This window comes from Saccharothrix sp. ST-888, assembly GCF_000955975.1.
GTDB lineage: Bacteria > Actinomycetota > Actinomycetes > Streptomycetales > Streptomycetaceae > Kitasatospora.
The window spans coordinates 17,571-28,578 of sequence record NZ_JYJF01000099.1 but is presented as its reverse complement, the minus strand read 5'-3'; the positions used below and the strand labels follow the sequence as shown (position 1 = coordinate 28,578).

At 68.9% G+C, this 11,008-nt stretch carries 9 protein-coding genes; 5 read left to right on the top strand and 4 right to left on the bottom strand.

Annotation, left to right across the window (positions count from 1 at the left end; translation table 11 throughout):
- The coding region (locus UK12_RS25680) for a single-stranded DNA-binding protein (protein WP_045305517.1) at positions 1 to 532 on the bottom strand (532 nt) is incomplete at its 3' end.
- Between the two features lie 104 nt (positions 533 to 636).
- Positions 637 to 927, bottom strand: coding sequence for a 30S ribosomal protein S6 (gene rpsF / locus UK12_RS25675; protein WP_045305516.1), 291 nt, complete (start codon positions 925 to 927; stop codon positions 637 to 639).
- Between the two features lie 289 nt (positions 928 to 1,216).
- Here rpsF and UK12_RS25670 point away from each other — a divergent pair, with 289 nt between their 5' ends.
- The 3 genes from UK12_RS25670 (at position 1,217) to UK12_RS25660 (ending at position 4,035) form a co-directional block, all read left to right on the top strand.
- Entirely contained in the window at positions 1,217 to 1,525 is a 309-nt protein-coding gene (locus UK12_RS25670) for a hypothetical protein (RefSeq protein WP_045305515.1), read from the top strand.
- Positions 1,526 to 1,799: 274 nt separating this feature from the next.
- Positions 1,800 to 2,918 carry a lipid II:glycine glycyltransferase FemX gene (locus UK12_RS25665; RefSeq protein WP_045305514.1) on the top strand — a complete coding sequence of 373 codons (1,119 nt, stop codon included), beginning with the start codon at positions 1,800 to 1,802 and terminating at the stop codon, positions 2,916 to 2,918.
- Positions 2,919 to 2,985: 67 nt separating this feature from the next.
- Positions 2,986 to 4,035, top strand: coding sequence for an alanine racemase (locus tag UK12_RS25660; protein WP_045305513.1), 1,050 nt, complete (start codon positions 2,986 to 2,988; stop codon positions 4,033 to 4,035).
- Positions 4,036 to 4,077: 42 nt separating this feature from the next.
- Here the strand turns inward: UK12_RS25660 and UK12_RS25655 are convergent, their stop codons facing one another.
- Together UK12_RS25655 and UK12_RS25650 are read right to left on the bottom strand one after the other, a co-directional pair.
- Positions 4,078 to 5,610, bottom strand: coding sequence for a glycosyltransferase family 87 protein (locus UK12_RS25655; RefSeq protein WP_052682158.1), 1,533 nt, complete (start codon positions 5,608 to 5,610; stop codon positions 4,078 to 4,080).
- A gap of 229 nt (positions 5,611 to 5,839) precedes the next feature.
- Positions 5,840 to 8,488 (bottom strand): transglycosylase domain-containing protein, encoded by a 2,649-nt coding sequence (locus UK12_RS25650; RefSeq protein ID WP_082119940.1) that lies wholly within the window; start codon positions 8,486 to 8,488, stop codon positions 5,840 to 5,842.
- A 390-nt stretch (positions 8,489 to 8,878) separates the two neighbouring features.
- Here UK12_RS25650 and UK12_RS25645 point away from each other — a divergent pair, with 390 nt between their 5' ends.
- Together UK12_RS25645 and UK12_RS25640 are read left to right on the top strand one after the other, a co-directional pair.
- Entirely contained in the window at positions 8,879 to 9,556 is a 678-nt protein-coding gene (locus UK12_RS25645; protein ID WP_045305512.1) for a PadR family transcriptional regulator, read from the top strand.
- Positions 9,557 to 9,702: 146 nt separating this feature from the next.
- The gene (locus UK12_RS25640; protein ID WP_045305511.1) at positions 9,703 to 10,785 is read left to right on the top strand and encodes an inositol-3-phosphate synthase; all 1,083 of its coding nucleotides are present in this window, start codon (positions 9,703 to 9,705) and stop codon (positions 10,783 to 10,785) included.
- Positions 10,786 to 11,008 lie beyond the last annotated feature (223 nt).

The window sequence follows — 11,008 nt, the reverse complement described above, 5'->3', positions numbered from 1 at the left end:
CACCAGAGGGAGCGCTGGACGCCCACGGGTCGTCGGACGGGCCGGACTGGCCGCCGGAGTTTCCACCCCAGCCGCCGCCCTGCTGGCCGCCGCCGCCGCCGCCGTAGCCGCCACCCTGCTGGCCGCCGAATCCGCCCTGGCCGCCGGGACCGCCAGGACCGCCGGAGCGGTTGGCCCGGGTGACCTTGGCGGTCGCCGAACGCAGGCTCGGGCCGACCTCGTCGACCTCGACCTCGAAGACCGTCCGCTTCTCGCCTTCCTTGGTCTCGTAAGACCGCTGGCGCAGTCGGCCCTGCACGATCACGCGCATGCCGCGCTGCAGCGACTCGGCCACGTTCTCCGCCGGCTGACGCCAGACATTGCACGTGAGGAAGAGGCTCTCGCCGTCCTTCCACTCGTTGGTCTGGCGGTCGAAGGTGCGCGGGGTGGACGCGATACGGAACTTCGCGACCGCCGCACCCGACGGGGTGAAGCGCAGCTCGGGGTCGTCGACGAGATTGCCGACGAGGGTGATGACGGTCTCGCCTGCCATGGTGGTGATGACCTCTCGGAAAGAAGTTCTGCGGTGCTCGCCGCGTTGTTTCACGTGAAACAGGCGGCGCGAGTCACCCGACGCCCGAAGGCATCAGGAAGGACTCAGTGGGTGTCCGGGCGCAGGACCTTGGTCCGCAGAACCGACTCGCTCAGGCCAAGCTGGCGGTCGAGCTCCTTGACGACCTCAGGCGTGGCCTTGAGGTCGATGACCGAGTAGATGCCCTCGGACTGCTTGTTGATCTCGTAAGCCAGACGACGGCGACCCCAGGTGTCGACCTTCTCCACGTTGCCGCCACCCTGGCGGACGACGTTGAGGAAGTTCTCGATCAGGGGGGAGACAGCGCGCTCCTCGACCGAGGGGTCGAGGATGACCATCAGCTCGTAGTGACGCATGAGTAACCCACCTCCTTTGGACTCAGCGGCCACGGTCTCTCCGTGGCAGGAGGGTTGTGCAGCGTCGCACCGGTGCGACGACGGCCTACCGGCAACCGTAGTCGCCGGGACCGACAATCGGGCTCCCCGGCCCGGTGAAGGGCAGACGGGGGGCACAACTACACCAGTGCAGATCGCACAGCCTACCCGCACCCGTACGGCCGAACAAAACGCATACCGGTTGTGATCCTGGGCGTACCAGCGGGAACCTGTACAGAACGACTGTGTTCCTCCTCAGGAGGTGGGTCCTATGGCACAGACCATCCGCCGATTCCCGCAGCTCACACTCAACACCGACGGCAACCGGCACCCGAGGGAGAACACCCTCGTCGGTATCACCGCGGTGCTCGGCCTGCTCGCCTTCATCAGCGCCTTCTTCTACAACCTGCACCTGCTCAGCTCGTGGACGGGCCTGTTCGGAATCGTCTCGGGTCTCTGGGGCCAGTTCGTGTCGGTGACCACGGCCGAACGCTTCGTCCTGATGATCTCGCTCGGCGCCGCCGCGATCGGTTTCTACCTCGGCATCGCGCACGGCGGACTGTTCGGGGGCGTGTGGTGACCCACTCGCTCTGATCGCCTGCAGGAAGCCGCACGTCCCGCGTAACCTCCGGCGCCCTCACCGCGTACATACCTGTGCACAGGTCCGCGGGGAGGGCGTCGTCAGCTCGGCTGACGCCACCGGACTCGACCAGCACGAAACGGACCATTCGGGCGCTAGGGTCACCCTGGACCTGTCGACCGAGGAGGAGCACCCCAGCCATGAGTGAGCGCAGCGAGCGAGTCGTGAAGGCCACGCCCGGCGAGGCCACCGCCGAGCGCAGCGAGGTGGGGGCATGAGCCTGCTCCTGAGGACGATCACCCGCGAGGAGCACCTGGCGTTCGTCAGGGCCCGCCCGTCGGCCAGCCACATGCAGGTGCCCTCCTGGGGACAGGTGAAATCCGACTGGCGCAGCGAGAGCATCGGCTGGTTCGACACCGCGGGCGAGCTGGTCGGCGCGGGCCTGGTGCTCTACCGCCAGCTGCCGAAGCTCCGGCGCTACCTGGCGTACCTGCCCGAGGGCCCGATGATCGACTGGTTCGACCGGGACCTCGACCAGTGGCTGCGGCCGATGCTCGACCACCTCAGGTCGCAGGGCGCCTTCTCGGTGAAGATGGGCCCGCCGGTGGTGATCCGCCGCTGGGACGCCACCACCATCAAGGAGGCGATCGCCGGCAAGGAGGCCAAGCGGCTGCGCGACGTCGAGCCCGACTGGTACGAGGGCCGCGCGTTCGAGGTGGCCGACCGGCTGCGCCGGGCCGGCTGGCTGCAGGGCGAGGACGGCGGCGCGGGCTTCGGCGACGTCCAGCCCCGCTACGTCTTCCAGGTCCCGCTGGCCAACCGCTCGCTGGACGACGTCCAGCGCGGCTTCAACCAGCTCTGGCGCCGGAACATCAAGAAGGCCGAGAAGAGCGGCGTCGAGATCGTCCAGGGCAGCTACGAGGACCTGAAGGTCTTCCACCAGCTGTATCTGGTCACCGCGGAGCGCGACCGATTCACCCCGCGCCCGCTCGGCTACTTCCAGCGGATGTGGGAGGCCCTCGCCGCCGAGGACCCGGACCGGATGCGCCTCTACATCGCCTACCACGAGGGCGAGCCGCTGGCGGCGACCACCATGCTCACCGTCGGCGAGCACGTCTGGTACTCCTACGGCGCCTCCGCCGACCACAAGCGCGAGGTCAAGCCGTCCAACGCGATCCAGTGGCGGATGATGCGCGACGCCTACGCGCTCGGCGCGAGCGTCTACGACCTGCGCGGCATCAGCGACACCCTCGACGAGGACGACCACCTCTTCGGGCTGATCCAGTTCAAGGTGGGCACCGGCGGCCAGGCCGCCGAGTACCTGGGCGAGTGGGACTTCCCGCTCAACAAGCTGTTGCACAAGGCGCTCGACCTCTACATGTCGCGCCGCTGAGCCACCGCCACCGACCCGGCCGCGTCAGCGACGCCGACCGCCGTCACCAACCACGGGGAGAGACCCGATGACCCTGTCGCTGTACGTGGACACCGCGCGCTGGCGCGCGCATCAGCTCTCGGTACTGGCGGAGTTCCCCGGGCTGGTGCCGGTGGCCAAGGGCAACGGGTACGGCTTCGGCAACGGCCGGCTGGCCGCGGAGGCCGACCGGCTCGGCACCGGCGTCCTCGCCGTCGGCACCACGCGCGAGGCGGCCGGACTGCTCGACGGTTACGAGGGCGACCTGCTGGTACTCACCCCGTACCGGGTCGGCGAACAGAGCCCGCAGCTGTCGAACCGGGTGGTCAGAACGGTCGCCCACGCGGAGGCGTTCCAGTCGCTTCCGGTGGGCAGCCGGGTGGTCGTGGAGTGCATGACCACCATGCGCAGACACGGCATCGCCCATGCGGACCTTCCCCGGCTGGCGGTGAACGGCCTCGGCTTCGACGCCCGGGCCGGCATCGAGGGGTTCGCGCTGCACCTGCCGCTGGACCGCCCGGACGACTCGGACCCGGTCGCCGAGGTCGCCGGCTGGGTCCGGGCGATCGCCGCCGCCGGGCTGCCCACCGGGACCGTCTTCCTGAGCCACCTCTCCTCGGCCGACCTCACCCGGCTGGTCCGGCAGTTCCCGGCCACGACCTTCCGCTCGCGGATCGGCACCCGGCTCTGGCTCGGCGACGTCGGCTCGCTGCGGGCCTGCGCCACGGTGCTGGACGCCACCCCGGTCACCCGCGGCCAGCGGTACGGCTACCGCCAGCACAAGGCCCCCTCGGACGGCCACCTGCTGGTGGTCACCGGCGGCACCGCACACGGTGTCGGCCTGGAGGCACCCAAGTACCTGCACGGCGTGCTGCCCCGGGCCAAGGGCCTGGCCAGGGCCGGGCTCGCCACCGTCAACCGCACCCTCTCCCCGTACTCGTGGAGCGGGCGGCAGCTCTGGTTCGCAGAGCCCCCGCACATGCAGGTGAGCATCCTCTTCCTGCCGGCCGACGCCGCCAAGGCCCCCGTCCCCGGCGACGAACTCGACCTCAACGTCCGGCACACCACGACCCACTTCGACCTGGTCGCCGACCGCTAGACCGGTCCGACGATTCGCGTCGGACCGGCGCTCACCCGGCGCTCAGCGCTCGGCGGGCTCCCGCTCGCCCAGCCAATCGGCCCGGCCCGCCGGGGCGTACTGCGCGTAGGTCTCCTCCTCGCGCAGCCGCCGGGCCGTGCCCAGGACGAAGGTGTCGGGGGCGAGGTCGAGCACACCGCCCGAGGGGTCGTCGCTGCCGTCCCAGCGGACCGGGTCGCGCTCGGGCCGCAGGATGTCGCGGATCACCATCCCGCACAGGTACAGCGTGCCGAGCAGGTGCAGCACGATGGCGAAGTGGTACCAGTCCTGGCCGATGCCGTGCTGCTTGGAGTCCCCGACGTAGGCCAGGTAGGACCAGATGCCGAGGAAGTAGAGCACCTCGCAGGCCTGCCAGATCAGGAAGTCCCGCCAGCGCGGCCGGGCCAGCGCGGCGAGCGGGGTCAGCCAGAGCACGTACTGCGGCGAGTACACCTTGTTGGTGAGCACGAAGGCGGCCACCACCAGGAAGGCCAGCTGGGCGAAGCGCGGGCGGCGCGGCGCCGACAGCGCCAGCCAGCCGATCCCCAGGCAGCAGGCGATCAGCAGCACCGCGATCCAGGTGTTCAGGGTCTCCAGCTGCACGCCCCGGTCCTGCATCAGGATCAACCAGAACGAACCGTAGTCCTCCTTGCGGGTCTGGCTGAAGGTGTAGAAGGTCGCCCAGCCCTTCCAGTTGGCCAGCATGATGGGCAGGTCCACCAGCAGCCAGGCGGCCGCCGCGGCGCCCGCCACCTGTCCGAACGCCCGCCAGCGGCCGGTGCGCCAGCAGAGCACCAGCAGTGGGCCGAGCAGCAGCACGGGGTAGAGCTTGGCGGCGGTGGCCAGACCGATGAACACACCGGCCAGTACGGTCCGGCGGCCCGACCAGTAGGCCATCGCGACGGCGGTCAGGGCGACCGCGAGCAAGTCCCAGTTGATGGTGGAGTCCAGCGCCAGGCACGGGGCGAGCGCGAACAGCAGTGCGTCCCAGGGGCGGCGGCGGTGGGTCCGGGAGAGCGCCACCACGACGACCACCGCGCAGATCAGCAGCATCCCGGCGTTGACCATCCAGAACCACTGCTCGCGGGTCTCGATGGCGCCCCCGGTCGGCGTCAGCCAGGCCGCGACCTGCATGAAGAGCCCGGTGAGCACCGGGTACTCCAGGTACTGCATGTCCGGGGTGGGCTGCGGCAGCTGGTCCAGGTAGGGGTGCAGCCCGGTGTCGAAGCCGCGCCCGGTGAACAGGTGCGGGATGTCGCTGTAGCAGGCGTGGGTGTACTGGGCGGTCGCGCCGCGGAACCAGCCCCCGTCGTAGCACGGCGCCTTCTGCACGATGCCGAGTACGGAGACGGCGATCACCACCAGCGCCAGGAACCGGGCCGGGACCCACCAGGACACCCCCAGCAGCGCCCGTCGCCCGGGCGGGCCGCCGAGCAGCTCGCTGCCGGCCGCCGCCACCGGATCCTCGTCCGCCGGGACGACCACAGTGTTCGGCAGCGGCCCCTCGGCGGGGGCGGGCGCGGGGCCGGAGGTCTCGTCACGCGTGCTCGACGTCATGGCGGACATGATGCCGCACCAGCCTTGGACCGGGGAGGCGCCTTCGCCTCCGAGCCGCGCCGGGTCGGCGCTTCCTGCGCCCGGCGCACCGCGCACCGGCGGCGGCAGCGGCAGCGGCAGCTGGCGCGCTCGGCCGCGGCCTGGCGCGGCATCCCCCGGACACGCCGGTGGCGGCCGGCCGGAGGACCGGAGTCCTCGGCCGACCGCCACCGGTCGATGTCACTCGGGGTCAGTTCCCCGGCATCGCTCCCCCTCCGACACCGCCGTCGGGGGGGCTGGGACTGTTGCTCGGTGACGTACTCGGCCTGCCCGGGCGGGTCGGCTTGCTGCGCGAGGGCGAGGGCGAGTTGCAGGGAAGCCCCAGGAAGCAGCTCTCGGTCGACGACGGCAGCGTGCTCGGGTCCGGACTGTGCGACGAGGTGCTGGCCGACGGGCTCGGCGAGCTGCTGGCAGAGGGGCTCGGGCTGGTCGACGGCGTGGTCGAGGGAGTCGGCGAGGGGCTGGGCGTAGCGCCCTTGGCGTCGACCTCCGTGCCGGTGGCGTCCGCGGTCGGGAAGTCCTCGACCTTCTGGTCGGCCAGCGCCGTCTTCATGTAGCGGGTGAAGATCTCGGTCGGGAAGTCACCACCGTGGATGGAGGTCTGACCGGCCGTGCCGTTCAGCGAGAGCAGACCGGGCTTGCCCGGCTCCTCGCGCCACATACCGACCGAGGTGGCCAGCTGCGGGGTGTAGCCGACCCACCAGGCCGAGGTACCGGCGTCGGTGGTACCGGTCTTGCCCGCCACCGGGCGGCCGAGGTCCTTGGTCCCCTTCTTACCGGTACCGTTCTCCGCCACGTTCTGCAGCACATCGGTGATGTTGTCCGCGACGGCCTGGTCCAGCACCGACTTGGTGGCGTTCTTCGGGCGGTTGAAGGCCGCGTTCTCCTCGCCCTGGTAGAGCACCTTGGTCACCGAGTACGGGTCGACCTGCTGGCCCCGGGCGGCGAACACCGAGTACGCGGAGGCCATCCGGATCGCGCTCGGGGTCGAGGTGCCGAGCGGGTAGGTGAGCGAGGTGTTGGGCGCCAGGGTCTTCTTGTTGGTGATGCCCAGGGCATTCACCATCCTCTCGGTGTTGCTGCCGCCCACGTCCTGGCCGAGCTGCACGAACGGCACGTTGTAGGAGTACTGCATGGCCGTCTTCAGCGTGACGGCCCCGGGCTTGCTGTCGTCGTCGTTCTTCTGGTGGTACGGCTTGCCGTCGTCGCCGATCGCGGGTGAGCCGTCCGCCTTGTAGATCTGGCTCATGTTGTCGGCGAGGTAGCGGCTGTCGGTGCTGATCTTGACCGGCTTGCCGTCGTCCCCGGTCTTGGTGAGCACGCCGTACTGCATCCCGGTCGCCAGCACGAAGGGCTTGAAGGTCGAACCGACCGGGATACCGCCGGCGTCGGCGTTGTCGGTGTAGTGGCCGTTCTCCACGCCGTCACCGCCGTAGATCGCCACGATCGCGCCGTCACCGGGGACCACCGAGGCCGCGCCGACCTGGACGAACTTGTCCTTGTCCTGCTTGTCCGGGTTGAGGGTCTCCGCCTTGACGTCGTCGACGGCCTTCTTCAGCTGCGCCACCTTGTTCTTGTCGAAGGTGGTGTAGATCTGGTAGCCGCCCTTGTCGATGCTGGCCTGGGTGATCTTCGGGTCCTTGACCGTCAGGTAGTTCTCGGCGAGGTCGACCAGGTAGCTGATCTCCCCGTTCATGTTGGACGGGGCCTTCTTCTTGATCGGCTCCGGGAAGGTGGCGCCGCACTTGTCCCGGTCCGCCTGGGTGATCGCCTTGGTGACCACCATCCGGTTCAGCACGTAGTTCCAACGCTCCTGCATGTTCTTCCGGTTGGAGTCGTTGAGCGTCGGATCGAAGTACGTGGCGCCCTTGAGCAGGCCCGCCAGCATCGCGCCCTGGCAGAAGTTGACGTCCTTGGCGTCCACTCCGTAGTACGCCTGCGAGGCGGCCTGTATCCCGGTGGCGCCACGGCCGAACCAGCTGGTGTTCAGGTAGCCCTCGAGGATCTTCTGCTTGCTCTGCTGCTGATTGATCTTCAGCGTGATGAAGAGTTCCTTGACCTTGCGGCTGACCGTCTGGTCCTGGTTCAGGTAGGCGTTCTTCACGTACTGCTGGGTGATCGTCGAGCCACCCTGGGTCTGGCCGCCGCTGGCCATGTTGTAGACGGCGCGCGCCATGCCCTTGGGGTCGATGCCGCTGTCGTTCCAGAACGTCTCGTTCTCGGCGGCGACCACCGCCTTCTGCGCGGCGTCACTGATGTTGGCGAGCGGGACGAGCTGGCGGTTGGTCGCACCCTTGCGGGTCATCTCCGAGCCGTCGGCCCAGTAGTAGATGTTGTTCTGCTCCTTCACCAGCTCGTTAGGGTTGGGGACCGGCGTCATCGCATAGGCGATGCCGACCGCGGCCACCCCACTGCCGAAGAAGATCAGGAACGTCGTCAGGATCAGCTTCCAGGAAGGCAGCCAGCGACGGATCCCGGACTTGCCGTACCGGGGGTAGTCGATGAACCGCTTCTTGCCCGGGCCCTTACCGCCGCCCTTGCCGCCGCCCCTGCCACTTCCGCCGCCTCCGCCGCCTCTGCCGCCGCTGCCGCTGCCGCCCGGCGGGCTGCCCTGGGCAGTGCGCGCGGCATCGCCGCGTCCGCCGCTCTTCTGGGACTGCTTGCGCATCTCGGCCCTGGTCAGCCGAGGCTGCTGGGCCGTCTCCCGTACGCCGGCACGCCGATCGTACGAAGGCGCCCCCTCGGGGGGGGCGCCGTAGGCGTACGGGCGCGCGCCATCCGCCTGACCGCCCGGAGGCTGTTCACCGCCCGGGTTGGGCCTACGCCGGTGATCGCTCATCTTCCAGCAACTCCTCGGTCAGACCTCTCCGGGCCTGAGTGCAGGGTTCACTTCCGATGCCCGAAACCGCCCTACACCCCGGAGGTGGTCCTCGTGCACACGCGACAGCGTACGCACCTATAAACAGCTACCAATCGGGCATCAAGTGACAACAGGTACAAAACGGCGCCAGATCATTACATGCCCGTTGCCAACGCGGTCCCGCCGGAGCTTGACCACGGGTCTTCTGAGGGTCCGTCGAAATCCTGTGATCACATTCACCCGCGCCCCCCTTGCCCGTTCCACGACCCAGGGGTTTACTGTTCTCGATATATCGAGCCGATACATCGGACCGACACATCGATCCGGCATACCGGTGGGGCACACTACGGGGATGGGAGGCAGGACGGCATGAGCAGACGCTCCGGAGTACTGGAGTTCGCCGTCCTGGGTCTGCTCCACGACGCCCCGATGCACGGCTACGAGCTGCGCAAGCGACTCAACGTGCTGCTCGGGTCCTTCCGCGCCTTCTCCTACGGCACGCTCTACCCCTGCCTGAAGAGCCTGGTCGCCCAGGGCTTCCTGGTGGAGGACAACCCGGACGTCGAGTACGTCCCGGCGACCGCACTCAACGGCAAGCGGTCGAAGATCGTCTACCGGCTCTCCGCCGAGGGCAAGCAGCGCTTCGAGGAGCTGCTGGCCGACTCGGGCCCGGACGCCTGGGAGGACGAGCACTTCGGCGTGCGCTTCGCGTTCTTCGGCCAGACCGATCGCGCGGTGCGCATGCGCGTCCTGGAGGGTCGGCGCAGTCGGCTGGAGGAGCGGCTGGAGCGGATGCGCAGCTCGATCTCCCGCACCCGCGAGCGGTTCGACGACTACACGCTGGAGCTCCAGCGGCACGGTCTCGAATCGGTGGAGCGGGAGGTCCGCTGGCTCAACGAGCTGATCGAGACCGAGCGGGCCACCCGGACCGGGCGCACCGGTGCGGAGAACACACAGACTTCGGACGGCCGTGGCCAGGAGGCCGGGTCCTCGGACCCGCCGAGGCCACCGCACGACCGCCCGGGGCGCTCCGGTCCGGAGCGCTGACCGTCGCAAGGGCCGGGTGCCGTGACAGGCCCGGGTGAGCGGCAGGTGTGGGCGCAGCGCGCGCCCGTCATTCAGTCATACAGAGATGAAATACGAGAACTGTCGGTTGTCCGGCAGGCCTCATGAGATCACAGGGAGCAACCGGAATGGGTTCGGTTCGCGTAGCCATCGTGGGCGTCGGCAACTGCGCCGCGTCGCTGGTGCAGGGTGTCGAGTACTACAAGGACGCCGACCCGGCCGGCAAGGTCCCCGGGCTGATGCACGTGCAGTTCGGCGAGTACCACGTCCGTGACGTGGAGTTCGTCGCCGCGTTCGACGTCGACGCCAAGAAGGTCGGCTTCGACCTGGCCGACGCCATCGGCAACAGCGAGAACAACACCATCAAGATCTGCGACGTGCCGCCGACCGGCGTCACCGTGCAGCGTGGCCACACCCTCGACGGTCTGGGCAAGTACTACCTGGAGACCATCGAGGAGTCGGACGAGGCCCCGGTCGACGTCGTCCAGATCCTGAAGGACCGCCAGGTCGACGTTCTGGTCTGCTACCTGCCGGTGGGCTCCGAGGACGCTGCCAAGTTCTACGCCCAGTGCGCCATCGACGCCAAGGTCGGCTTCGTGAACGCCCTCCCGGTGTTCATCGCCGGCACCAAGGAGTGGGCGGACAAGTTCACCGAGGCCGGTGTGCCGATCGTCGGTGACGACATCAAGTCGCAGGTCGGCGCCACCATCACGCACCGCGTGATGGCGAAGCTCTTCGAGGACCGCGGTGTCATCCTCGAGCGCACCATGCAGCTGAACGTCGGCGGCAACATGGACTTCAAGAACATGCTCGAGCGCGAGCGCCTGGAGTCCAAGAAGATCTCCAAGACCCAGGCCGTCACCTCGCAGATCAAGGACCGCGACCTGGGCGCCAAGAACGTCCACATCGGTCCCTCGGACTACGTCGCCTGGCTGGACGACCGCAAGTGGGCGTACGTCCGCCTCGAGGGCCGCGCCTTCGGTGACGTTCCGCTGAACCTGGAGTACAAGCTGGAGGTCTGGGACTCCCCGAACTCCGCCGGTGTCATCATCGACGCCGTCCGCGCTGCGAAGATCGCCAAGGACCGCGGCATCGGTGGCCCGATCCTGTCGGCGTCCTCCTACTTCATGAAGTCCCCGCCGGTCCAGTACTTCGACGACGAGGCCCGCGAGAACGTCGAGAAGTTCATCCGCGGTGAGGTCGAGCGCTGAGCGCAGCTCAGTTCGCGATTGTCCAGGCACAGGGCGCTGAGCGCAGCTCAGTTCGCGATTGTCCAGGCACAGGGCGCTGAGCGCAGCTCAGTTCGCGATTGTCCAGGCAGGGCGCTGAGCGCAGCTCAGTTCGCGACCGTCCGAGCTGATCGCTGATCGCTGATCGCCTCCGAAGGGCCCCGGCTACCCGCCGGGGCCCTTCTGGCATCTCCGGGTGGCTGTT